This is a genomic window from Pseudomonas sp. SID14000, from assembly GCF_002165135.1.
Classification (GTDB): domain Bacteria; phylum Pseudomonadota; class Gammaproteobacteria; order Pseudomonadales; family Pseudomonadaceae; genus Aquipseudomonas.
Genome location: NZ_NFZQ01000013.1, coordinates 40923 through 65563, shown reverse-complemented (window position 1 = coordinate 65563; position 24641 = coordinate 40923). Strand labels below are relative to the sequence as shown.

The 24641-nt window shown below is 61.6% G+C and carries 21 protein-coding genes and 5 tRNA genes; 24 read left to right on the top strand and 2 right to left on the bottom strand.

What is annotated here, in order from left to right; translation table 11 throughout:
- Positions 1-62: 62 nt before the first annotated feature.
- From CAY82_RS19815 to astE, 12 genes are all read left to right on the top strand, one after another.
- Positions 63-848, top strand: a complete 786-nt coding sequence (locus CAY82_RS19815; RefSeq protein WP_075045965.1) for an ABC transporter substrate-binding protein — start codon at positions 63-65, stop codon at positions 846-848.
- Between the two features lie 88 nt (positions 849-936).
- The gene (locus tag CAY82_RS19810) at positions 937-1626 is read left to right on the top strand and encodes an ABC transporter permease (RefSeq protein ID WP_087502719.1); all 690 of its coding nucleotides are present in this window, start codon (positions 937-939) and stop codon (positions 1624-1626) included.
- Positions 1623-2321 carry an ABC transporter permease gene (locus tag CAY82_RS19805; RefSeq protein ID WP_087502718.1) on the top strand — a complete coding sequence of 233 codons (699 nt, stop codon included), beginning with the start codon at positions 1623-1625 and terminating at the stop codon, positions 2319-2321. Before CAY82_RS19810 ends, CAY82_RS19805 begins: the two co-directional genes overlap by 4 nt.
- A 22-nt stretch (positions 2322-2343) precedes the next feature.
- Positions 2344-3108 (top strand): ABC transporter ATP-binding protein, encoded by a 765-nt coding sequence (locus CAY82_RS19800; RefSeq protein ID WP_025340127.1) that lies wholly within the window; start codon positions 2344-2346, stop codon positions 3106-3108.
- Between the two features lie 98 nt (positions 3109-3206).
- Positions 3207-4187: a transcriptional regulator ArgR gene (argR, locus tag CAY82_RS19795; RefSeq protein ID WP_087502717.1), complete on the top strand. Its 981-nt coding sequence runs from the start codon at positions 3207-3209 to the stop codon at positions 4185-4187.
- Between the two features lie 610 nt (positions 4188-4797).
- Positions 4798-6018: an aspartate aminotransferase family protein gene (locus CAY82_RS19790; RefSeq protein ID WP_087502716.1), complete on the top strand. Its 1221-nt coding sequence runs from the start codon at positions 4798-4800 to the stop codon at positions 6016-6018.
- A 147-nt stretch (positions 6019-6165) separates the two neighbouring features.
- The gene (gene aruF / locus CAY82_RS19785) at positions 6166-7185 is read left to right on the top strand and encodes an arginine/ornithine succinyltransferase subunit alpha (protein WP_087502715.1); all 1020 of its coding nucleotides are present in this window, start codon (positions 6166-6168) and stop codon (positions 7183-7185) included.
- Positions 7186-7263: 78 nt separating this feature from the next.
- Positions 7264-8292, top strand: coding sequence for an arginine N-succinyltransferase (gene astA, locus CAY82_RS19780; protein WP_087502714.1), 1029 nt, complete (start codon positions 7264-7266; stop codon positions 8290-8292).
- Positions 8293-9756, top strand: coding sequence for a succinylglutamate-semialdehyde dehydrogenase (astD, locus tag CAY82_RS19775; RefSeq protein ID WP_087502713.1), 1464 nt, complete (start codon positions 8293-8295; stop codon positions 9754-9756). It begins immediately after the preceding gene.
- Between the two features lie 23 nt (positions 9757-9779).
- Entirely contained in the window at positions 9780-11129 is a 1350-nt protein-coding gene (astB, locus tag CAY82_RS19770) for an N-succinylarginine dihydrolase (protein ID WP_087502712.1), read from the top strand.
- Positions 11130-11143: 14 nt separating this feature from the next.
- The gene (locus CAY82_RS19765; protein WP_003256592.1) at positions 11144-11434 is read left to right on the top strand and encodes a topoisomerase II; all 291 of its coding nucleotides are present in this window, start codon (positions 11144-11146) and stop codon (positions 11432-11434) included.
- 10 nt (positions 11435-11444) lie between these two features.
- Positions 11445-12452 (top strand): succinylglutamate desuccinylase, encoded by a 1008-nt coding sequence (gene astE, locus CAY82_RS19760; protein WP_087502711.1) that lies wholly within the window; start codon positions 11445-11447, stop codon positions 12450-12452.
- A 47-nt stretch (positions 12453-12499) separates the two neighbouring features.
- Here astE and CAY82_RS19755 read toward each other — a convergent pair whose 3' ends face one another.
- A complete protein-coding gene (locus tag CAY82_RS19755) occupies positions 12500-13672 on the bottom strand; it encodes a M91 family zinc metallopeptidase (protein ID WP_087502710.1) in 1173 nt (390 codons plus the stop codon).
- Positions 13673-13994: 322 nt separating this feature from the next.
- Between CAY82_RS19755 and alaS the strand changes: the two genes are divergently transcribed.
- From alaS to mgtE, 8 genes are all read left to right on the top strand, one after another.
- Positions 13995-16619 (top strand): alanine--tRNA ligase, encoded by a 2625-nt coding sequence (alaS, locus tag CAY82_RS19750; protein ID WP_087502709.1) that lies wholly within the window; start codon positions 13995-13997, stop codon positions 16617-16619.
- An 84-nt stretch (positions 16620-16703) separates the two neighbouring features.
- Entirely contained in the window at positions 16704-17939 is a 1236-nt protein-coding gene (locus CAY82_RS19745; RefSeq protein ID WP_087502708.1) for an aspartate kinase, read from the top strand.
- Positions 17940-18101: 162 nt separating this feature from the next.
- A complete protein-coding gene (gene csrA / locus CAY82_RS19740) occupies positions 18102-18290 on the top strand; it encodes a carbon storage regulator CsrA (RefSeq protein WP_003254503.1) in 189 nt (62 codons plus the stop codon).
- Between the two features lie 72 nt (positions 18291-18362).
- Positions 18363-18453 (top strand) — tRNA-Ser (locus tag CAY82_RS19735).
- Between the two features lie 106 nt (positions 18454-18559).
- Positions 18560-18636, top strand: a tRNA-Arg gene (locus tag CAY82_RS19730).
- A 71-nt stretch (positions 18637-18707) separates the two neighbouring features.
- Positions 18708-18784: transfer RNA gene (locus CAY82_RS19725), tRNA-Arg, on the top strand.
- A 72-nt stretch (positions 18785-18856) separates the two neighbouring features.
- Positions 18857-18933: transfer RNA gene (locus CAY82_RS19720), tRNA-Arg, on the top strand.
- A 515-nt stretch (positions 18934-19448) separates the two neighbouring features.
- On the top strand, positions 19449-20891 hold the full coding sequence (mgtE, locus tag CAY82_RS19715; protein ID WP_039612614.1) for a magnesium transporter: 1443 nt from the start codon (positions 19449-19451) through the stop codon (positions 20889-20891).
- 224 nt (positions 20892-21115) lie between these two features.
- On the opposite strand, the gene CAY82_RS19710 is transcribed toward mgtE, so the two are convergent.
- Entirely contained in the window at positions 21116-21442 is a 327-nt protein-coding gene (locus CAY82_RS19710) for an Arc family DNA-binding protein (protein WP_003254499.1), read from the bottom strand.
- A gap of 345 nt (positions 21443-21787) precedes the next feature.
- Between CAY82_RS19710 and phnN the strand changes: the two genes are divergently transcribed.
- The 4 genes from phnN to CAY82_RS19685 all read left to right on the top strand — a co-directional run bounded on the left by phnN (position 21788) and on the right by CAY82_RS19685 (position 24547).
- Positions 21788-22381 (top strand): phosphonate metabolism protein/1,5-bisphosphokinase (PRPP-forming) PhnN, encoded by a 594-nt coding sequence (gene phnN, locus CAY82_RS19700; protein ID WP_087502706.1) that lies wholly within the window; start codon positions 21788-21790, stop codon positions 22379-22381.
- A 111-nt stretch (positions 22382-22492) separates the two neighbouring features.
- A tRNA-Arg gene (locus CAY82_RS19695) sits at positions 22493-22569 on the top strand.
- 204 nt (positions 22570-22773) lie between these two features.
- Complete coding sequence (locus tag CAY82_RS19690; RefSeq protein WP_087502705.1) at positions 22774-23772, top strand: diguanylate cyclase; 999 nt, start codon at positions 22774-22776, stop codon at positions 23770-23772.
- A 193-nt stretch (positions 23773-23965) separates the two neighbouring features.
- Positions 23966-24547: a TetR/AcrR family transcriptional regulator gene (locus CAY82_RS19685; protein ID WP_087502704.1), complete on the top strand. Its 582-nt coding sequence runs from the start codon at positions 23966-23968 to the stop codon at positions 24545-24547.
- Positions 24548-24641: the final 94 nt, after the last annotated feature.

Below are 24641 nucleotides of genomic sequence, written 5' to 3'. Positions count from 1 at the left end.
CCATTCGCATATCGGGCAGCCGTTACCTGCCTTGTATTGCCCCGTACCGATGGAGTTACCTGATGAAGAAGCTCGCACTGCTTGGCGCCCTGGCGCTGTCCGTGTTTTCCCTGGTGTCGCAGGCCGATGAAAAACCGCTGAAAATCGGCATCGAAGCCGCCTACCCACCGTTCGCTTTCAAGCAGCCCGACGGCAGCATTGCCGGTTTCGATTACGACATCGGCAACGCCCTGTGTGAGGAAATGAAAGCCAAGTGCACCTGGGTCGAGCAGGAGTTCGACGGTCTGATCCCGGCGCTGAAAGTGCGTAAGATCGACGCCATCCTGTCGTCCATGTCGATCACCGAAGACCGCAAGAAATCGGTCGACTTCACCAAGCGCTACTACCTGACCCCGGCGCGTCTGGTGATGAAGGAAGGCACCGCCGTCAGCGACAGCCTGGATGAACTCAAGGGCAAGAAGATTGGTGTGCAGCGCGGCTCGATCCACGACCGCTTCGCCAAGGAAGTGCTGGGCGCCAAAGGTGCCACCGTGGTTCCTTACGGCACCCAGAACGAAATCTACCTGGACGTGGCCGCCGGCCGCCTCGATGGTACCGTGGCTGACGCCACCCTGCTGGAAGACGGCTTCCTCAAGACCGACGCCGGCAAGGGCTTCGCCTTCGTAGGGCCGTCCTTCACCGACGCCAAGTACTTCGGTGACGGCATCGGCATTGCCGTGCGCAAGGGTGACAAGGCCAACGTCGACCGCATCAACGCGGCCATCGATGCCATCCGTGCCAACGGCAAGTACAAAGAAATCGAGAAGAAGTACTTCAACTTCGATATTTACGGTCCAGACTCGAACTAATACGTCGAGTTTCACCTGTGCAATGGTGCAAACAGCAGAGGCTCTGAGGTTTGCACCATTTTTCATTCTCTAGGTCGAGGACCTCATCATGTTGAAAGGCTACGGGGCAGTCATCCTCGACGGGGCGTGGCTGACGCTTCAGCTCGCCCTGTCGTCGATGGCCCTGGCCATCGTGCTCGGCCTGATCGGTGTGGCGCTGCGCTTGTCGCCGGTGCGCTGGCTGGCCTGGCTGGGCGATCTGTACTCCACGGTGATCCGTGGCATTCCGGACCTGGTCCTGATCCTGCTGATCTTTTACGGCGGGCAGGACATCATCAACCGGGTGGCGCCGCTGCTCGGCTATGAAGACTACATCGACCTGAATCCGCTGATCGCGGGTATCGGTACCCTGGGCTTCATTTTTGGCGCTTACCTGTCGGAAACCTTCCGCGGTGCCTTCCTTGGTATTCCGAAAGGCCAGGCCGAAGCGGGCGTGGCGTATGGCATGAGCAACCTCCAGGTATTCTTCCGCATCCAGGTGCCGCAAATGATTCGCCTGGCGATCCCGGGCTTCACCAACAACTGGCTGGTGCTGACCAAGGCCACTGCGCTGATTTCGGTGGTGGGCCTGCAGGACATGATGTTCAAGGCCAAGCAGGCGGCCGACGCCACCCGCGAGCCTTTCACCTTCTTCCTGGCGGTGGCGGCACTGTACCTGGTGCTGACCAGTATCTCGCTGCTGGCCCTGAAGTATCTCGAGCGCCGCTACTCGGTGGGCGTCAAGGTGGCTGAACTATGATCTTCGACTACAACGTCGTCTGGGAGGCATTGCCGATGTACTTCGGCGGCCTGCTGACCACCCTCAAGCTGCTGGCGATTTCGCTGTTCTTCGGGCTGCTGGCGGCCATTCCGCTGGGCCTGATGCGGGTGTCCAGGCAGCCTGCGGTCAATTTCGTGGCGTGGCTGTACACCTACGTGATCCGCGGCACGCCGATGCTGGTGCAGCTGTTCCTGATCTACTACGGCCTGGCGCAGTTCGAGACGGTGCGCGAAAGCTTCCTCTGGCCGCTGCTGTCCAGTGCTACCTTCTGCGCCTGCCTGGCGTTCGGCATCAATACCAGTGCCTACACTGCCGAAATCATTGCCGGCAGCCTCAAGGCCACGCCCCATGGCGAGATCGAGGCGGCCAAGGCGATGGGTATGTCGCGCATGAAGATGTACCGGCGCATCCTGCTGCCGTCGGCGCTGCGCCGCGCGCTGCCGCAGTACAGCAACGAAGTGATCATGATGCTGCAGACCACCAGCCTGGCGTCGATCGTCACCCTGATCGACATCACTGGTGCTGCGCGCACGGTCAATGCCCAGTACTACCTGCCTTTCGAGGCCTACATCACGGCGGGCGTGTTCTACCTGTGCCTGACCTTCATCCTGGTGCGCCTGTTCAAAATGGCCGAACGCCGCTGGCTCGGCTACCTGGCGCCGCGCAAGCACTGACCGCTTTGTGAGAATCGACAGCATGTACAAACTCGAAGTCCAAGACCTGCACAAGCGCTACGGCAGCCATGAAGTGCTCAAGGGCGTGTCCCTGTCGGCCAAGGCAGGCGATGTCATCAGCATCATCGGCTCCAGTGGTTCGGGCAAGTCGACCTTCCTGCGCTGCATCAACCTGCTGGAGCAGCCGCACGCCGGCAAGATCCTGCTCAACAACGAAGAGTTGAAGCTGGTACCGGGCAAGGATGGCGCACTCAAGGCTGCTGACCCGCGTCAGTTGCAGCGCATGCGCTCGCGCCTGTCGATGGTTTTCCAGCACTTCAACCTGTGGTCGCATATGACTGCGCTGGAGAACATCATCGAAGCGCCGGTACACGTGCTGGGCGTGAACCGCAAGGAGGCCCTGGAAAAGGCCGAGCACTACCTGGCCAAGGTCGGTGTCGCCCATCGTAAGGACGCCTTCCCGGGGCACATGTCCGGCGGCGAGCAACAGCGTGTGGCAATTGCCCGTGCATTGGCCATGGAGCCGGAGGTCATGCTGTTCGACGAGCCGACTTCGGCGCTGGACCCGGAACTGGTGGGTGATGTGCTCAAGGTGATGCAGGCGCTGGCCCAGGAAGGCCGCACCATGGTGGTAGTGACCCACGAAATGGGCTTTGCCCGTGAGGTGTCCAACCAGTTGGTGTTCCTGCACAAGGGCCTGGTGGAAGAAACCGGCTGCCCGCGCGAAGTGCTGGCCAACCCGCAGTCGGAGCGCCTGAAGCAGTTTCTCTCCGGCAGCCTGAAGTAAAAACTGCATATTTGCACCAGAATAGGGCATGCTGCGCGGCGAGCGCAGCCTGACCCGGCGCACAGACTCGAACGACCTCAGGTTTCGGACCGCACCCTATGACCACCCAGCGAATCGGTTTTCTCATCTGGCCCAGCACCAGGCCCTTGACCCTGGCGCTGGCCGAGGAAGTATTGCAGGTGGCGCAGCGGGTGCACCCGGAGGTGGTCTACGAGCTGGTCTTCTTGCAGGCGGAGCCGGCGCAAGAGGGGAGCTGGCGCCTGCCGGGCGAGCCGTGGAGCGGCCGCCTGGAGGGGTGTCAAAAGCTGTTCCTGGTGGCTGACGAGCAGCCGTCGGCGGTAGGTGCGGGGTTGTCGGCGGCGCTCAAGCAACTGGCGCGCAGTGGTTGCATGGTCGGCGGCCTGTCGGCCGGGGTTTACCCTCTGGCGATGCTGGGCCTGCTCGATGGTTACCGGGCTGCGGTGCATTGGCGCTGGCAGGATGATTTCGCCGAGCGCTTCCCCAAGGTCATCGCCACCAGTCACCTGTTCGACTGGGATCGAGATCGCCTGACTGCCTGTGGCGGCATGGCCGTGACCGACCTGCTGCTGGCGGTGCTGGCTCGTGACCACGGGGCGGAGCTGGCCGGGGCGGTGTCGGAAGAGCTGGTGGTCGAGCGCATCCGCGAGGGTGGCGAGCGCCAGCGCATTCCGCTGCAGAACCGCCTGGGCTCGAGCCATCCCAAGCTGACCCAGGCGGTGCTGCTGATGGAGGCCAACATCGAAGAGCCGCTGACCACCGACGAAATTGCCCAGCACGTGTGCGTGTCGCGCCGGCAACTGGAGCGCATCTTCAAGCAGTACCTGAACCGCGTGCCGAGCCAGTATTACCTGGAGCTGCGGCTGAACAAGGCGCGGCAGATGCTGATGCAGACCAGCAAGTCGATCATCCAGATCGGGTTGTCCTGCGGCTTCTCGTCGGGGCCGCATTTTTCCAGTGCGTATCGCAACTTCTTTGGTGCGACGCCGCGGGAGGATCGCAACCAGCGGCGCAGCAGCAGCCCGTTCGAGCTGAGTTCGGCGCCTGCCGAAAAAGGCTGATATTTCGGGTGGGTTCGGGGTGTATGCCTCGGGTTTGATGGTGCGGCGGAAATCGAGCGCCGCCCGCGCGGCGCTTCGCGGGACAAGCCCGCTCCCACATTTGTTGCAACGTACCGAACCTGCCAGGTCATGGTTGTCAGCCTTGTTGCCTTGACGCGATTTCCCGGCTGGCGCTACCGCCGCCTCGCCAGTCTCAAACTCTCCACCAAAGCGGGCAACGCCTCTCCCACAGGCATGGCCACGTTGCAACAAATGTGGGAGCGGGCTTGTCCCGCGAAGCGCCGCGCGGGCGGCGCTCGGTCTCACAGGCGCAGAAAGTGTCAAGACTAATACCCGCGAAGCGCCGCTCGGTCTCCCAGGCGCCGCCCCCGTTTCGCCGAACATCCCAGGCCCCTCACAAACCTTCGTGTACACCCGTTCACCCAGCCCCCTGTCTCCCGTACACTGCGCGATTGCGACAGTGTTTGTCGCATTGCCGAAAACCTTGTCAAAACTGGGTTTTGCGCTGTAACAAGTTGTCGCTTGGCCGCAAGGACAGGCGCGGATCAGTCCTTACAATCCCCCCATCGCTCGCCACTTCCAGGCCAGCGTTCCTCTTCAGGAGACTCAGATGTCCGTTGAGCAAGCCCCGGTGCAACGTGCCGATTTCGACCAGGTCATGGTTCCCAACTATTCTCCGGCGGCCTTCATTCCTGTGCGAGGCGAGGGTTCCCGCGTCTGGGACCAGTCGGGTCGCGAGCTGATCGACTTTGCCGGTGGCATCGCGGTCAACGCCCTGGGCCACTGCCATCCGGCACTGGTCAAGGCCCTGACCGAGCAGGCCAACACCCTCTGGCACGTATCCAACGTATTCACCAACGAGCCGGCCCTGCGCCTGGCCCACAAGCTGGTGGACGCTACCTTTGCCGACCGTGCGTTCTTCTGCAACTCCGGCGCCGAGTCCAACGAGGCCGCCTTCAAGCTGGCCCGTCGCGTTGCCCATGACCGCTTCGGCCCGGAAAAGCACGAAATCATCGCCACCGTGAACAGCTTCCACGGCCGTACCTTGTTCACCGTCAGCGTCGGTGGCCAGCCGAAGTACTCCGACGGCTTTGGCCCGAAGATCACTGGCATCAGCCATGTTCCGTACAACGACCTGGAAGCGCTGAAGGCACAGATTTCCGAAAAGACCTGCGCCGTGGTGATCGAGCCGATCCAGGGCGAGAGCGGCGTGGTGCCGGCCGACAAGGCCTACCTGGAAGGCGCGCGCAAACTGTGTGACGAACACAACGCCCTGCTGATCTTCGACGAAGTGCAGACTGGCGTGGGCCGTACCGGTTCGCTGTATGCCTACCAGCACTACGGCGTGACCCCGGACATCCTGACCAGCGCCAAGAGCCTGGGCGGCGGTTTCCCGATCGGTGCCATGCTGACCACCACCGAGCTGGCCAAGCACCTGGCCGTCGGCACCCACGGCACCACCTACGGCGGCAACCCGCTGGGCTGCGCCGTTGCCTGCGCTGTGCTGGATGTGGTCAACACCCCGGAAACCCTGGCCGGCATCAAGACCAAGCACACGCGCTTCAAGACCCGCCTGGAACAGATTGGCCAGAAGTACAACCTGTTTACCCAAGTGCGTGGCGTTGGCCTGCTGCTGGGCGGCGTGCTGGCCGAGGCCTGGAAAGGCAAGGCCAAGGACGTGCTCAACGCTGCCGAGAAAGAAGGCGTGATGGTGCTCCAGGCCGGCCCGGACGTGGTCCGCTTCGCGCCAAGCCTGGTGGTTGAAGACGCCGACATCGACGAAGGCCTCGACCGCTTCGAGCGCGCCGTGGCCACTTTGACCCAGGGCTGATCCGCCTGCGGTCCCTTCGCCGGCCCCGGCACAGGCTCAGCCCGAGTCTGGACCGGGCCGGCGATACCCGATTCCAGTGCAGGTGCCCGTGCACCTGCCGTTTTTTCGTGCCGCCGTGAGCGGCCGGTATTCCAAAGGAGTGACACCATGCTGGTGATGCGCCCCGCGCAAATGGCTGATCTGAACGAAGTGCAGCGCATGGCTGCAGACAGCCCCATTGGTGTCACCTCGCTGCCGGACGACGCTGCTCGCCTGGGCGACAAGATCGCCGCTTCCGAGACTTCCTTCGCCGCCGAGGTCAGCTTCAACGGTGAAGAAAGCTACTTCTTCGTCCTCGAGGACAGCGAAACCGGCAAGCTGGCCGGCTGCTCGGCCATTGTCGCTTCGGCCGGCTACTCCGAGCCGTTCTACAGCTTTCGTAACGAGACCTTCGTGCACGCCTCGCGCGAGCTGAAGATCCACAACAAGATCCACGTGCTGTCGCTGTGCCACGACCTGACCGGCAATAGCCTGCTGACCAGCTTCTATGTATTGCCGGAACTGGTGAACAGTGGTTGGGCCGAGCTCAATTCGCGTGGCCGTTTGTTGTTCATGGCTGCGCACCCGGAGCGTTTCGCCGACTCGGTGGTGACCGAGATCGTTGGTTACAGCGACGAGCAAGGTGAATCGCCGTTCTGGGATGCCATCGGGCGCAACTTCTTCGACCTCAACTACGCCGAAGCCGAGCGCCTGTGTGGCCTGAAGAGCCGCACCTTCCTTGCCGAGCTGATGCCGCATTATCCGATATACGTGCCGCTGCTGCCTGACCTGGCGCAGGAGGCCATGGGCCAGGTGCACCCGCGTGCGCAGATTACCTTCGACATCCTCATGCGCGAAGGCTTCGAGACCGAGCACTACATCGACATCTTCGACGGTGGCCCGACCCTGCATGCGCGTACCTCGGGTATCCGCTCGATCGCCCAGAGCCGGGTGGTGCCGGTGAAGATCGAGGACGCGCCGGTCAAGGGCGGGCGCCCGTACCTGGTGTGCAACGGCCAGTTGCAGGACTACCGCGCAGTGCTGCTGGACCTGGACTGGGTGCCTGGCAAGCCGGTCAGCCTGAACCTGGCTGCCGCCGAGGCGCTGGGGGTGGGCGAGGGTGCCAGCGTGCGCCTGGTCGCGGTCTGAGGTCTGGCAACAGACGTTTGCGGATTGATGCGTTAGAAGAGTTTCGCGCCGGCCGCCGCCGCCGCACAAGGAGATAGCATGATCGTTCGTCCTGTACGCAGCAGCGATTTGCCTGCGTTGATCGAATTGGCACGCAGCACCGGTACCACCGGGCTGACCACGCTGCCCGCCAACGAAGAGCGCCTGCGGCATCGCGTTGGCTGGGCGGAAAAAAGCTTCCGTGGCGAAGCCGAGCGTGGCGACACCGACTACCTGTTCGTGCTGGAAAACGACGAAGGCATGGTGGTGGGCATCAGTGCCATCGCCGGTGCCGTCGGCCTGCGCGAGCCTTGGTACAACTACCGGGTCGGCCTGACGGTCAGCGCCTCGCAGGAGCTGAACATCTACCGCGAAATCCCCACCCTGTTCCTGGCCAATGACCTGACCGGCAACTCCGAGCTGTGCTCACTGTTCCTGCGCAGCGACTACCGCTCCGGCCTCAACGGTCGCCTGCTGTCGCGGGCGCGCATGTTGTTCATCGCCGAGTTCCCCGAGTTGTTCGGCAAGAAGATCATCGCCGAAATGCGCGGCATGTCCGACGAGCAGGGCCGCTCACCGTTCTGGGAAAGCCTGGGCCGGCACTTCTTCAAGATGGAGTTCAGCCAGGCCGACTACCTCACCGGCGTGGGCAACAAGTCGTTCATTGCCGAGCTGATGCCGAAGTTCCCGCTGTACACCTGCTTCCTGTCCGAGGCGGCGCGCAACGTGATCGGCCGCGTGCACAAAGACACCGAGCCGGCGCTGGCCATGCTCAAGCAGGAAGGTTTCAACTATCAGGGCTACGTCGACATCTTCGATGCCGGCCCTGCCATCGAGTGCGACACCTCCAAGATCCGCGCCGTGCGCGAGAGCCAGACCCTGGTGCTGGCGGTGGGTACGCCGGGCGATGACGCCACGCCTTACATCATCCACAACCGCAAGCGTGACGACTGCCGCATCACCGCCGCTCCTGCGCGGTTGGCGGCCGGTACCCTGGTGGTCGACCCCTTGACCGCCAAGCGCCTGCGCATGGGCGCTGGCGACAATGTGCGCGCCGTGCCGCTGTCGGCAAGCCGGGAGGCCCAATAAATGACCACGCATTACATCGCAGGCAATTGGCAGGTCGGCCAGGGCGAACCCCTGCAGTCGCTCAACCCGGTATCGCAAGCTGTCGTCTGGGAGGGGCAGGGCGCTGACGCCAGCCAGGTGGCGGCCGCGGTGCAGGCAGCTCGGCAAGCCTTCCCGGCCTGGGCGCAGCTGAGCCTGGAAGCGCGTATCGACGTGCTGGAGAAGTTCGCCGAACAACTGAAAACCCATGCCGAAGCGCTGGCCCAGTGCATCGGCGAGGAAACCGGCAAGCCCCTGTGGGAGTCGGCGACCGAAGTCACCAGCATGATCAACAAGGTAGCGATCTCGGTACAGAGCTACCGCGAGCGCACCGGTGAAAAGAGCGGCCCGCTGGCCGATGCCACGGCCGTGTTGCGACACAAGCCTCACGGCGTGGTGGCGGTGTTCGGTCCGTACAACTTCCCTGGCCACCTGCCCAACGGCCATATCGTGCCGGCGCTGCTGGCGGGCAACTGCGTAGTGTTCAAGCCCAGTGAGCTAACGCCCAAGGTCGCCGAACTGACCGTCAATTGCTGGATTGCCGCCGGGCTGCCGGCGGGTGTGCTCAACCTGGTGCAGGGCGCGCGCGAAACCGGTGTGGCGCTGGCCGCCAACCCGGGTATCGATGGCCTGTTCTTCACCGGCTCCAGCCGCACTGGCAACCTGCTGCACCAGCAGTTCGCCGGCCGCCCGGACAAGATCCTGGCCCTGGAAATGGGCGGTAACAACCCGCTGGTGGTGGATGAGGTCAAGGACCTGGATGCGGCGGTGTATACCATTATCCAGTCGGCATTCATTTCCGCCGGCCAGCGCTGCACCTGCGCCCGTCGTCTGCTGGTGCCGCAAGGCGCCTGGGGCGATGCGCTGATCGCGCGGCTGGTCGAGGTGAGCCGATCCATCACGGTCGGCGCGTTCGACCAGCAGCCGGCGCCGTTCATGGGTTCGGTGATTTCGCTGCAGGCGGCGCGGGCGCTGATTGCGGCCCAGGCCGAACTGGTCGCCAAGGGTGCCGTGAAACTGCTGGAAATGACCCAGCCGCAGGCCGATGCCGCATTGCTGACCCCGGGTATTGTCGATGTCACCGCTGTGGCCGAGCGCCCGGACGAAGAGTTCTTCGGCCCGCTGCTGCAGGTGATTCGCTACGCCGACTTCGATGCCGCCATCGATGAGGCCAACAACACGCAGTACGGCCTTGCCGCCGGCTTGCTGTCCGACTCCCGCGCCCGTTACCAGTATTTCTGGCTGCGCAGCCGTGCCGGCATAGTCAACTGGAACAAGCAACTGACCGGTGCCGCCAGCAGTGCGCCGTTCGGCGGCGTGGGCGCCAGTGGCAACCATCGCGCCAGCGCCTATTACGCGGCGGACTACTGCGCTTACCCCGTGGCTTCGCTGGAGACCGCCAGCCTTGCCTTGCCGGCGACCCTGACGCCGGGCGTCACCCTATAACAACAGGTCACGGAGCCTAGCCGATGAAATCCTACGAAGTGAATTTTGATGGCCTGGTGGGGCCTACCCACAACTATGGCGGCCTGTCCTACGGCAACGTGGCTTCGCAGAGCAACAGCCAGCAAGCTTCCAACCCGCGCGAAGCCGCGCGCCAGGGCCTGGCGAAGATGAAAGCGCTGGCTGACATGGGCTTCAAGCAGGGCGTGCTGGCACCGCAGGAGCGCCCGGATGTGGCCGCACTGCGTCGCCTGGGCTTCAGCGGCAGCGATGCCGAAGTGATCCAGCGTGCCGCCAAGGAGGCCATGCCATTGCTGGTGGCCAGCTGCTCGGCCTCGAGCATGTGGGTGGCCAACGCCGCCACGGTCAGCCCCAGTGCCGACACCGCCGATGGCCGCGTGCACTTCACTGCTGCCAACCTCAACTGCAAGTACCACCGTAGCATCGAACACCCGACTACCAGCCGTGTGCTGGGTGCCATGTTCAGCAACGACAAACACTTTGCCCACCACGCGGCGCTGCCTGCCGTGGCACAGTTCGGTGACGAGGGTGCGGCCAACCACACGCGCTTCTGCCGTGCGTATGGCGAGGCTGGTGTGGAGTTCTTCGTCTACGGTCGCAGCGCCTTCGACAGCCGCTATCCGGCGCCGCAGAAGTACCCGGCCCGGCAAACCCTGGAAGCCTCCCAGGCCGTGGCCCGGCTGCATGGCCTGAGCGATGAGGGCGTGGTCTACGCTCAACAGAACCCGGCCGTGATCGACCAAGGCGTGTTCCACAACGATGTGATTTCGGTGGGCAACGGTGAGGTGCTGTTCTACCACGAGGACGCTTTCCTCGAGACCAACGCGGTACTTGGCCAACTGCGAGCTAAACTGGCCAGCAAGGGTGGCAACTTCAAGGCCATCTGCGTGCCGCGGGCAGCGGTGACGGTAGAGGACGCGGTGCGTTCCTACCTGTTCAACAGCCAGCTGCTCAGCCGCGACGACGGCTCCATGCTGCTGGTGGTGCCGGAAGAGTGCCGCAACAACGAGCGGGTCTGGGCCTACCTGGGCCAGTTGACCAGCCAGGGCGGCCCGGTACAGGAGGTCAAGGTATTCGACCTCAAGCAGAGCATGCAGAACGGTGGTGGGCCGGCTTGCCTGCGTTTGCGCGTGGCGTTGAATGAAACGGAACTGGCGGCGGTCAACCAAGGCGTTATCATGACCGCCTCGCTGTACGACACCCTGCTGCAGTGGGTTGACAGGCATTACCGCGATCGCCTCGGTGAGGCGGACCTGGCCGACCCGCAGCTGCTGGTGGAATGCCGTACGGCACTGGACGAATTGACCCAGATCCTGAAGTTGGGCTCGGTGTATCCGTTCCAACGCCAACCTTGAAGAGAGACTTTGCAATGACCGACGCCCTGCGCCTGATCCTTGAAGATGAAGACGGCACCCAGCTGGAAACCTCCTGCACCCGCTTTGCCGTGGTCTGGCAAGGCAAGGAAGTGTGGATTCAGCAGGATGGCCGTGGCCAGCTGCTGATCGGCGTGGATGTCGAAGAAGACGACACCGAGTATGCCAACCTGCTGCTGCGCCCGATGGCCACCAATCTGGTCAGTCTGCAGCTGGAAATGGAACCGGCGGAGGTCGGCGAAGACGACGATCACGTCCATGGCCCAGACTGCGGCCACCATCACTAAGGAAGTACCTATGCTCGCCCTTGGCAAATTGCTTGAGCTGACCCTCACCGATCACGAACCGGCCGAGAAGACCCAAGTGACACCCAAGGGCGCGCGTTTGCGCTGGCTAGGGGAGGGCGCGCTCGAGGTGCGCCCGGCCGAAAGCGAGGATTGCGGGCTGGACTTGCTGTTGTCCGCCGGCATCCACGGCAACGAAACGGCGCCGATCGAGTTGCTCGAGCGGCTGCTGCATGGCGTGGCCAACGGCAAGATCAAACCCAAGGCACGGGTACTGTTCCTGTTCGGCAACCCTGCAGCGATCCGTAAGGGCGAGCGCTTCATCGAGCAGGACATCAACCGCCTGTTCAATGGCCGCCACGAGCTGTCCAGTGGCTTGGAGGCATTGCGTGCCGCTGAGCTGGAACAGTTCGCCCGGGTGTTCTTCAGCAAGCCAGGGCGCAGCCGCCTGCATTACGACCTGCATACTGCCATCCGCGGCTCGAAGATCGAGCAGTTCGCCTTGTACCCCTATAAAGAGGGGCGCAGGCATTCCCGTCGCGAGCTGGCACGCCTGGCGGCGGCGGGCATGGAGGCGGTGTTGTTGCAAAGCAAGTCGTCCATCACCTTCAGTGCCTTCACCTATGAGCAGCTGGAGGCCGAAGCCTTTACCCTGGAGCTGGGCAAGGCCCGACCGTTCGGCCAGAACGAGGAGGTCAACCTCGACAAGCTGGAAGAGCGGCTGATCCGCATCGTCGAAAATACCGAGCCCGAAGACGAAGGCTCGCTGGATGGCCTGCAGCTGTTCAGCGTTTCCCGCGAGATCATCAAGCACAGCGACAGCTTCCACCTGCACTTGCCGGCGGACATCGAGAATTTCTCCGAGCTGAGCAAGGGTTACCTGCTGGCCGAAGACCTGGCCGAGACGCGCTGGGTGGTCGAGGAGGAGGGCGCACGCATCATCTTCCCCAACCCCAAGGTCAAGAACGGCTTGCGCGCCGGAATCCTGATCGTGCCGGATTCCGGGCAGCGTCTGGGTTGAATGGCGGCTTGGGCATCTAGCGCGGGCAGGCCTGCCAGGTGCGTCGTTCAATAATGCGTGCGCGCTGGAAGCCCTAGCTCCAGTCGTAGTGCGTTCTCGTTGAAGGGCGATGGGTTGGTGTCGGTAGGCGGTGTTTCCGGGTCGTCGTCAAAATCGTATGCGAGACCGCTTGGCAGGCCAATGGCTTGCAGGTGCGCCTTTTTTACCTGGATCTGCCGGCGATCAATGCTTCTGATCGAGGTACTGCCAGGTATTGTCGTGCCATTGAATGCGTTATATGCCTCGCACAGGCAACGGTAAAGGTCGAACAGTGGCAGATTGTCGCTGTCCGAGCGCGCCAGGTTGAATGCCAGAACACCGCCCTCTGCAGGCCAGCCTGCTACCCATTCCAGTCGGCTGTTTTGCCGAAGGTGATGATCACTTTCGGTGGGGTCTGCAATGTACACCTCAAAATCAGTGGCCCCTTGTGTTTCGGTAATCCTTATCCACGCGTTCCTTGCCAGCTCGGCCAGGAGTCGCTGGCCGCAGAGCGTGTGGCGGAGGAAGGCCAGGTGATTGCCCACTGACCGTTTGAAGGTATCGCTGCCCTGTATGTCAAAGGTGTTGCTGGCGAGTTGGTCGAGCGGCGCGGCGAGTGGCGACTCGAAACGGGCGTCGCCCGGTTGGTTGCGGGCATAGATGACCGAATCATGTGGGTCTGCGACCAGGGTGTAGCCGCTGATGCGGCTGCTTGCCGCAGCGCTTTTGATGAACGTCAGTCCCTCGCCCACGTTGATTTGCGCATCCCCGGTGCCCGTGAACACTTCGGTGATGCCGCCACCGGTAGTAATGCGCGCGTTGCCATTTGCCGCCTGGATGATGATGGGTGTCCTCACATCGCTCGCCACGCGAATGTTGGCGTCGCCGTCTGCCGTCTTGATGATCAGGGTATGCCTGCGCGTCGGTGCGAGGATGAATCTCTTGTCGCCGACCTCGGCCATCAGGTGGCAATCGTAAGTGGAGATGTCGATATTCACCTCGGCAGCGTGGCTCTGGATCACCATGTGATGCTTGCCGGGTATCTGGCCTTGCTCGAACCACACTTGTTCCAGAAGGACATCCAGCGTGTCGTCTCGGTATTCGAATAATCGATGAACGGCTATGCCATCCGTGGATGTGTCGATCCATTGCTGAAAACCGCTGGTTCTTCCAGAAATGAAGTAGATCGGGTTGGGGTGCATGAGGGCCTCGCTTGCAGTGGATTGGCTTTTGCGACAGGCGTCGCAGTGGCCAAGGCTAAAAGGCCGGGCGGGCGGGGGTGTGGTACATATCTGGCGCAAGGCGCGCATGAAGGATGGGGTGCAGGCAGGGCGTTGTGACGAGGCGGTGAACCGTATAGCCTCCACTTTGATGTTCGAAATGACGATTTCATGCCGATTGGCCATTTCGGGCGTATAAACACACTGCATCCGCCGTTCAGGCTGGATATAATGGCGCCCTTTGCCGTCGTTTCGTCGATTCGACGTATTAGCCCAAACGGCCGCCGTTTCCGTGGAAGAACCTATGAAAAGCGCAGAAATCCGTGAAGCCTTCCTTCGCTTCTTCGAAGAGCAGGGACATACCCGAGTCGCCTCCAGTTCGCTGATCCCGAACAACGACCCGACCCTGTTGTTCACCAATGCCGGCATGAACCAGTTCAAGGACTGCTTCCTCGGTGCGGAGAAGCGTGCCTACACCCGTGCCGTCAGCAGCCAGAAGTGCGTGCGCGCCGGTGGCAAGCACAACGACCTGGAAAACGTCGGTTACACCGCGCGTCACCACACCTTCTTCGAAATGCTGGGCAACTTCAGTTTCGGCGACTATTTCAAGCGCGACGCCATTACCTTCGCCTGGACCTTCCTGACTTCGGAAAAATGGCTGAACCTGCCCAAGGAAAAGCTCTGGGTCACCGTCTACGCCACTGACGACGAAGCCTACGATATCTGGACCAAGGAAGTCGGCGTGCCGGTCGAGCGCATGGTGCGCATCGGCGACAACAAGGGCGCCCCGTACGCCTCCGACAACTTCTGGACCATGGGCGACACCGGCCCGTGCGGCCCATGCACCGAGATCTTCTACGACCACGGCCCGGACATCTGGGGCGGCCCACCCGGCTCGCCGGAAGAAGACGGCGATCGCTATATCGAGATCTGGAACAACGTCTTCATGCAGTTCAACCGCACCGCCGACGGCGTGCTGCACCCGCTGCCAGCGCCGTCGGTGGACACCGGCATGGGCCTGGAGCGCGTCAGCGCCGTGCTGCAGCACGTGCACTCGAACTACGAGATCGACCTGTTCCAGAACCTGCTGTCGGCTGCTGCCAAGGCCATCGGTTGCAGCAATGACGGCCAGGCTTCGCTGAAAGTGGTCGCCGACCACATCCGTTCGTGCGGCTTCCTGATCGCCGACGGCGTACTGCCGTCCAACGAAGGCCGTGGCTACGTGCTGCGCCGCATCATTCGCCGCGCTTGCCGCCACGGTAACAAGCTGGGCGCCAAAGGCAGCTTCTTCTACCAGATCGTTGCCGCGCTGGTCGCCGAAATGGGCGAGGCCTTCCCGGAGCTGAACAGCCAGCAGGCGCATATCGAGCGCGTGCTCAAGGCTGAAGAAGAACAGTTCGCCAAGACCCTGGAGCAGGGCCTGCGCATCCTCGAGCAGGACCTGGCCCAGCTCAAGGGCGAGGTAGTGCCGGGCGACGTGGTGTTCAAACTGTACGACACCTATGGCTTCCCGATGGACCTGACCGCCGATATCGCCCGCGAGCGCGAGCTGACCATCGACGAAGCCGGCTTCGAGCGCGAGATGGACGCCCAGCGTGAGCGTGCCCGTTCCGCCAGCGCCTTCGGCATGGACTACAACAGCCTGGTCAAGGTCGACAGCGCCACCGAGTTTCTCGGCTACGATGCCACCGAAGGCCAGGGCAAGATCATCGCCCTTTACAAGGACGGCCAGGCCGTCGATCAGCTGGGTGAAGGCGAGCAGGGCGTGGTCGTACTCGACCGCACGCCGTTCTACGCCGAATCCGGTGGCCAGGTCGGTGACACCGGCTACCTGCAGGCTGGCGCTGCACGCTTCGACGTGCGTGACACTACCAAGACCGGCGGTGCCTTCCTGCACCACGGCGTGGTTGCCAGCGGTGCGCTGGTGATCGGTTCGCCTGTCGAGGCCAAGGTCGATGCCGAGGTGCAACACGCCACCTCGCTGAACCACTCGGCCACCCACCTGCTGCACGAAGCGCTGCGTCAGGTGCTGGGCGAGCACGTACAGCAGAAAGGCTCGCTGGTCGACAGCCAGCGCCTGCGTTTCGACTTCAGCCACTTCGAGGCGTTGAAACCGGAGCAGATCAAGGCCCTGGAAGACATCGTCAACCGCGAAGTGCGCAAGAACACTGCGGTGGAAACCGAACTGACCGACATCGAAACTGCCAAGGCCAAGGGTGCCATGGCGCTGTTCGGCGAGAAGTACGGCGACACCGTGCGTGTGCTGAGCATGGGCGGCGATTTCTCGGTGGAGCTGTGCGGCGGTATCCACGCCAAGCGCACCGGTGACATCAGCCTGTTCAAGATCATCAGCGAAGGCGGCGTTGCTTCTGGCGTGCGCCGTATCGAAGCGGTCACCGGCGCGGCTGCGCTGGCCTACTTGAACGCTGCCGAAGAGCAGGTCAAGGAAGCCGCGCAACTGGTTAAGGGTAACCGCGACAACCTGATCGACAAGCTGTCGGCTGTGCTCGAGCGCAACCGCCAGCTGGAGAAGCAGCTGGAACAGCTGCAGGCCAAGGCCGCCAGCGCCGCCGGGGACGATCTCTCCAACGCGGCCGTTGAGGTCAAGGGCGCCAAGGTACTCGCCGCCCGCCTGGATGGGCAGGACGGCAAGGCCCTGCTGGCGCTGGTCGATCAGCTGAAGAACAAGCTCGGCCACGCAGTGATCCTGCTGGGCAGCGAGCATGAGGGCAAGGTCGTGCTGGTGGCCGGTGTGACCAAGGACCTCTCCAGCCAACTCAAGGCTGGCGATCTGATGAAACAAGCCGCTGCGGCGGTGGGTGGCAAGGGCGGTGGCCGTCAGGACATGGCCCAGGGTGGCGGCGTCGACGTCGCTGCACTGGATCAGGCCCTGGCGCTGGCCGTGCCATTCGCAGAGCAGGGACTTTGAGATGAAGGGGCGGGTGGTCTAGTCACCCGCCTCTTCATGTTGGATTGTTTTTTGGGGCCCTGTATGGGCTGAGGCACCATTGAAATGGCGTTGATCGTACAGAAATTTGGCGGCACCTCTGTCGGTTCCATCGAGCGGATCGAGCAGGTAGCCGATAAGGTCAAGAAGCACCGTGAGGCAGGCGACGACCTGGTGGTTGTGTTGTCGGCCATGAGCGGTGAAACCAATCGCCTGATCGACCTGGCCAAGCAGATCAACGATCAGCCGGTTCCGCGTGAACTGGACGTGATCGTGTCGACCGGTGAGCAGGTCACCATTGCCTTGCTGGCCATGGCCTTGATCAAGCGTGGAGTGCCAGCGGTGTCCTACACCGGCAACCAGGTGCGCATTCTCACCGACAGCGCGCACAACAAGGCGCGCATCCTGCAGATCGACGACCAGAAGATTCGTGCCGACCTCAAGGAAGGCCGCGTGGTCGTGGTGGCGGGCTTCCAGGGCGTCGACGAGCACGGCAGCATCACCACCCTGGGCCGTGGGGGCTCCGATACCACTGGCGTGGCCCTGGCGGCTGCGCTGAAGGCTGACGAGTGCCAGATCTATACCGACGTCGATGGCGTCTACACCACCGATCCACGCGTTGTGCCACAGGCTCGGCGCCTGGAGAAGATCACCTTCGAAGAGATGCTGGAAATGGCCAGCCTCGGTTCCAAGGTGCTGCAGATCCGTTCGGTGGAATTCGCCGGCAAGTACAACGTTCCGCTGCGCGTGCTGCACAGCTTCAAGGAGGGTCCGGGTACCCTCATTACCATTGATGAAGAGGAATCCATGGAACAGCCGATCATTTCCGGTATCGCCTTCAACCGTGATGAAGCCAAGCTGACCATTCGCGGCGTGCCGGATACCCCGGGCGTGGCCTTCAAGATCCTCGGCCCGATCAGCGCCTCGAACATCGAGGTCGACATGATCGTGCAGAACGTTGCTCACGATAACACCACAGACTTCACCTTCACCGTACACCGCAACGAGTACGAGAAGGCACAGAGCGTGCTGGAAAACACAGCCCGTGAAATCGGTGCCCGTGAAGTGATCGGCGACACCAAGATCGCCAAGGTCTCGATCGTTGGCGTCGGCATGCGTTCGCACGCCGGTGTTGCCAGCCGCATGTTCGAAGCCCTGGCCAAGGAGAGCATCAACATCCAGATGATCTCCACCTCCGAGATCAAAGTTTCGGTCGTGATCGAAGAGAAGTACCTGGAGCTGGCCGTGCGCGCGCTGCACACCGCGTTCGAGCTCGACGCTCCTGCACGACAGAGCGAGTAATACCCTGCCTGGAAGGGCGCGGCTTGCCGCGCCCTTCGCGTTTCTGCTCGCCACGCAGGCTTTGCCCTTTGTGGTGAGCAACCGAGGCCCGAGTCGTCGTCCACGACCAGGCCGCGACATCCAAGACTGTTACCCCTGAATGTTTTGCGTAAGGAGAAAGCTATGTTGATTCTGACTCGTCGGTGCGCCGAGAGCCTGATCATTGGAGACGGCGAGATCACCGTGACGGTGCTCGGCGTCAAAGGCAACCAGGTGCGTATTGGCGTCAGCGCCCCGAAAGAAGTGGCTGTGCACCGCGAGGAAATCTACCTGCGGATCAAGAAAGAGAAGGACGAGGAGCCAAGCCTTTAATTTTTTTGAAGTTTTTTTCAAAAAAAGGGTTGCAAACGAGGAAGAGCCTGTTTAATATTCGCCTCGTGTTGCGGTGAGGTGGCCGAGTGGCCGAAGGCGCTCCCCTGCTAAGGGAGTATACCTCATAAGGGTATCGGGGGTTCGAATCCCCCCTTCACCGCCATTATTCGCTTAGGGCGCTGTAAACGGTAAGAACGCTAAGTAGTTGATTTTAAACGAAAAAGTTCTTGCAAAAATGTTTCAGCGACCTATAATGCGCGGCAAGACACGGACTCATAGCTCAGCTGGATAGAGTACTCGGCTACGAACCGAGCGGTCGGAGGTTCGAATCCTCCTGAGTCCGCCACTTTTGAAGTGGCTTTGCTTGCAAGGCTGCTTCAAACAACCAGTGGTAATCTGGTCTAAAACTACCATCGCGGACTCATAGCTCAGCTGGATAGAGTACTCGGCTACGAACCGAGCGGTCGCAGGTTCGAATCCTGCTGAGTCCGCCACTTTTTGAAGTGGCTCTGCTTGCAAAGGCGCTTCAACCAACCAGTGGTAACCTGGTCTAAAACTACCACCACGGACTCATAGCTCAGCTGGATAGAGTACTCGGCTACGAACCGAGCGGTCGGAGGTTCGAATCCTCCTGAGTCCGCCACACCCAATCAAGAAGCCCGCTCAATTGAGCGGGCTTTTTGTTTTTCTGCGCCAATGAATTGTTGCTGATGTCGATCTACGCTCTTCTGTAGATTGAGCGTGTGCCTTTGGGGGCCGCTGCGCGACCCTTTCGCGACACGAGGCCGCTCCTACAGAAGTACGCGATCCCTGTAGGAGCGGCCTTGTGTCGCGATGGGCTGCAAAGCAGCCCCAAGATCGATCAGGCACCGCATACACATCCAGGCACACAACAAATGTAACTTGACCGCCAGACCCACCGTCGCACTGATAGCTTCGAGCGTTGTCCCAGCTTTATCGCGCAAACGATTGTTCTGGCCAAAATTTTAAGCGATCTGACAGCTTTAGCAGTGTATGATTGCGCCCGTCAGCCCCGCCGGGGCTTGTGGAAAACCACCATGGACTTACCCAGTAGTTACTCGCTAACAAGATTCATACAGAAAGATCTGACCGATTGATTCTCCCGGCGTGCTCCGCTGCTGGGAGTGGAGTTCGCCTATGACTGAAGTAGAAGTAAAAAAAGCGCAAGAAAGCCTGCAGGATCGCCTGGCCCAGGTGGTCGAGCTGCTGCAACGCCAGCGTGTGGTCGAAGACCTGACCCACCGTCAGGAAGGCGCCCACCACGACCTGGTGGAAAACCTGGTCCACCGTCAGAACCTCGTCGAGTTGCAGCGCAAGCTCGATGACCTGCACCCTGCAGACATCGCCTACATCCTCGAAGCCTTGCCTCTGGAAGACCGCCTGACGGTCTGGCAGCTGGTACGCTCGGATCGCGATGGCGATATCCTGCTGGAAGTTTCCGACGCCGTGCGGCAATCGCTGATCGCCGACATGGACGATCACGAGCTGCTCGCCGCCGCCAAGGAAATGGACGCCGACGAGCTGGCCGACCTAGCCCCTGAGCTGCCGCGTGATGTTGTTCACGAGCTGATGGAAACCCTCGATGCCCAGCAACGCGAGCGCGTGCGTTCGGCACTGAGTTACGACGAGGAACAGGTCGGTGCGCTGATGGACTTCGAGATGGTCACCATCCGCGAAGACGTCAGCCTGGAAGTGGTGTTGCGCTACCTGCGCCGCCTGAAAGAGCTGCCGAACCACACCGACAAATTGTTCGTGGTCGACTATGACGGCATTCTCAAGGGTGTATTGCCGATCAAGCGCCTGCTGGTCAACGACCCGGAGAAGAAGGTGGCGGAGGTCATGGCGACCGACCCGGTCTCCTTCCATCCCGAGGAAGATGCCTATGATGCGGCACAGGCCTTCGAGCGTTATGACCTGGTGTCTGCGCCGGTCGTGGACAAGAACGAACGCCTGATCGGCCGCTTGACCATCGACGAAATGGTCGACCTGATTCGTGAGGAAAGCGAAAGCGAAGTGCTTAACATGGCCGGTTTGCGCGAGGAAGAAGACATCTTCGCCTCGGTCTGGCGTTCGCTACGCAACCGCTGGGCCTGGCTGGCCATCAACCTGATTACCGCGTTCGTTGCGTCACGGGTGATCGGCCTGTTCGAAGGTTCGATCGAGAAGCTGGTGGCCCTGGCTGCGCTGATGCCGATCGTGGCTGGTATTGGTGGCAACTCCGGTAACCAGACCATCACCATGATCGTGCGTGCCATGGCGCTGGACCAGGTGTCGCCGGGCAATACCAGCCGCCTGATGCGCAAGGAGCTGGCGGTATCGTTGCTCAACGGCCTGATCTGGGGCGGGGTGATTGGTGCGGTGGCGTTCTGGCTGTATGGCAGTTGGTCGTTGGGCCTGGTGATGACCGCGGCGATGACCTTGAACCTGCTGTTGGCGGCCTTGATGGGGGTGTTGATTCCGATGACCCTGACTCGCCTGGGGCGCGACCCGGCAATGGGCTCCAGCGTGATGATTACCGCAGTGACCGACAGCGGCGGGTTCTTCATCTTCCTTGGGCTGGCCACACTGTTCCTGCTGTAACCGATTAACTTCTAAATGCTGATGAGGTCCCTGTGGGAGCGGCCTTGTGTCGCGAAAGGGCTGCGAAGCAGCCCCAGAAATTTGTGCAGCGCCGCTGAAATTGTGGGGCCGCTCTGCGGCCCTTTCGCGACACAAGGCCGCTCCCACAGAAATAGTGATTCCACAGCGGCGGTGAGCCCACAAAAAAGCCAGCTTACGCTGGCTTTTTTGTGTTCGCTGCAGCCTCAGGAGGCGTCGGCGGCCATTTCCACATCGTGAGCGATGAGGGCGACCAGCGCGTTCTGCTGGCGGTGGGACAGTTGGCGGAAGCGTTGTAGCAGCTCGCGTTCATGCAAGGACAGTTCGGGGCTGTCCAGGCGCATGCTCAGCTCGTCACCCAGCGCACCTTCCTGGATAAGGCTCTGTTCCAGGCGCGCGATGATCTCGGAGTTCATGCTGCGGTGATGGTTGCGCGCTACCTCGGCAATGCGCTCACGCATTCCGTCTGGCAGGCGGACGACGAACTTGTCAGCGGTGCGGCTCGAATAAATAGCCTGTTTCATTGGGCGCATATAAATTGACCGGATTTTGGTTCAGGGGAAGCGGTTCTCAAATTGGCCGCACGGGGTGGTAGTACGACCGTGGCGACGACAGAATGTTCAACCGTCAGTGAAAAATGAATGCTCACCTTGCCTCTTGGTCGCCGTTTCCTTGGCGTCAATTCTGTGACAAATAGTGAGCCGAATAAAGGCTTTGTGCCAGTACCAATTATCAGAAATGAGTACTGGTTTGAAAAGTTTTACATGCTCCGGTTTGCTCTACTGTCAGAATTTTGCCGTCAAAAACTGGTAAAACACAGCAAAAGGTCTGGAAAACCCCTAGAATCTGCCAGTTTCCTTCCATAGAGCATAGTGGCTATGCAGCATGACGCAAGCGACCGCCAATCAGGGACAGGCCGGTTGATATTTCTGATAGGACCGTCGGGGTCCGGGAAAGATTCCCTGATCGACGCTGCACGGGAGCGGTTGGCAGCTGCCGGGGTAAAAATCGCCCGTCGCGTCATTACCCGTTCGGCCGAAGCCAAGGGTGAAGCCGCCCATGGGGTTACGGCCGAGCAGTTCGAAACGCTGCGCGCACAGGGCGCGTTCGCCATGCATTGGCGAGCCAATGGCCTGGATTACGGCATCCCGCAACAGGTAGACCATTGGCTGGCGGCGGGTAGGGCGGTACTGGTGAATGGTTCGCGGGCTTATCTGGCCGAGGCGCGCCAGCGCTACCCGAACCTGTTGGCGGTGCTGGTCGAGGTCAGGCCTGAGGTATTGCGTGAGCGCTTGCTGGCCCGCGGTCGGGAAAACGCAGAGGAGGTCGAGCAGCGCCTGGCACGCAATGTCCGTTTGCAGGCGTTGGCCGATCCGTCGGTGCATGTGCTGGACAACTCCACCACCCTGGAAGCAGCGGTCGCGGCATTGTTCGCGCTGCTGCGTGATGAAGGTTTGCTGCCGCAGGTGTAGCATTGGCAGAAAAGGATTACGCGAAAAAGCCTGGTTGAGGCATGACAAACGCCAGCATGCTGGTTAACATGCTGGCCGTCCCGCTGTGCAGCGCTCGCTGCCGGCACTTGCGTCTCAGTAGCTCAATTGGATAGAGCATCCCCCTCCTAAGGGGAAGGTTGCAGGTTCAATTCCTGCCTGGGACGCCATTTCTCTTTCCCTGTCCCCCTGCGTCGCTGCGTCGGTCACTGGTCGTCAATATCGCAGAATTCAGCTTGGGCGCTATTCCGATGGCGGCATGCTGGGCATATGCTTGCCCGTCAGCGCCATGGGCTTGCCGCCTGCGGCAACTACCAACACTATCGGCAGCCCCTTGATTGGAGCGCAGTTGCTGGGCATCAGGAAGAGCGTTCATGAGTCAGGAAACCCGGCCGGTACCTGCCGGCTTCAGCGAGCAGCAGTTGCATACGTTGTTCGATTTGATCAGCGATGGGATCTGGGACTGGAATGCCAACACCGGCTACGTCTATCGCAACCCGGGCTGGTACGCCATGCTCGGCTACCCCAGCCATTCCATGGCCAACTCGGTACTCACCTGGGAAAGCGTGATCCACCCGGAGGACTACCCGCGGGTGATGGCGCATTTCGAGGCGTACATCAACCAGCGCAACGAGCGCTACCTGGTCGAATACCGCTGCCGCTGCCACGATGGCAGCTACCTGTGGATCGAAGACAGCGGCTACATCATCGCCCGTAACGAGGACGGCTCGGTGGCGCGCATGCTCGGTGCCCACCGCAACATCGACGCCAGCAAGCGCCTGGTAGCGCAGCTGGAGCAGAAGAACCACTCGCTGGAAAGCCAGGTGGCTGAACGCACCCGCGAGCTGTCCTGGGTGAACCAGCAGTTGCAGCGGCAACTGGACGAAAACCGCGAGCTGGCCGAGCGCGATGCGTTGACCCGTATTGCCAATCGCTATCGGCTGGAGAAGGCGCTGCAGATGGAGTGTGGGCGCGCCCAGCGCTTCCGTCAGCCGTTGTCGCTGATTGCCATGGATGTGGACGACTTCAAACCGATCAATGATCGCTATGGCCATGCCCGTGGCGATGCGGCGCTGGTGCGGGTGGTCGACAACCTGCGTACCTGCCTGCGCGAACTGGATCTGCTGGCGCGTTGGGGCGGGGACGAGTTCGTCATCGTGCTGCCGCAGACCTCGCTGGGCGAAGCGTTGGAGGTGGCAGCGCGTTTGCGCCAGGTGATGGCACAGGTGGAGCCGGTGGGCGACTGCCGGCTGACCATGAGCTATGGGGTGGTGCAATGGCAGGAAGGGGAGGACCAGCATGCGCTGCTGGCGCGTGCGGACCAGGCACTGTACCGGGCCAAGGATGCTGGCAAGAACGGCATTGCCCAGTAGATGGTGATCATTGCAATTTAATGGACCCGCCCCTGCCGAGGCGTCACAGTGCCACGGTGGCGTTCAAAGAAGCCAATGTGTGCGTTGGCGTGATGTGGGGCTTCGCTCTACGGGGAATGTCCCGGTTGTTCTTGACGCTCTACAGCTCGCGCCTTACATTGTCGGGAATGATCGTTCCAGATGAGTAAGTGCCATGCGTACCAAGGCGTTCGAGCCTGACGAAATCGCTGATGCCGCGATGCGTGTGTTCTGGCAGCGCGGGTATGCCGCGACCTCTATTCAGGATTTGGTGGAAGGCACCGGGCTGTCGCGCAGTAGCCTCTACAGCACCTTCGAGAACAAACAGGGGCTGTATCAACAGGCCCTGCGCCGCTACGAGGCCGTGACCATGGCCAACGTGAAATTGCTGTCCGGTTCTGGTTCGGCCAAAGAACTGATTCGGCAGTTCCTGACGCGTGTTGCCGAAGATGAGCTGGGCGACCCACAGAAACGCGGTTGCCTCGTCGCTAATGCCACGCTGGAACTGGCCGGCCATGACGAAGCCGTGGCCGAGCTGGTGGCGCACAATTTCCAGCGTCTGCAAAAGGCGCTGGAGAAACTGATTCAGCGCGGGCAGCAATCCGGCGATGTTGCTGCCGCCAAGAACCCTCGCGCCTTGGCGCGTTTCCTCGTCAATACCGTACAAGGGATGCGGGTGCTTGGCAAAGGCAGTCCGGCGCCGCAGCGCCGGCAATGCCTGATGGACGTGATCGACGTGGCGCTCGATACCGTGTAGTCGCAACCCGATGCCGCCGTGCATTGATACGGCGCTTCGGGTTTTTCTTTGGTCATAACTGGAATGATTGTTCCCGTTTGATTTTATCGTTCAT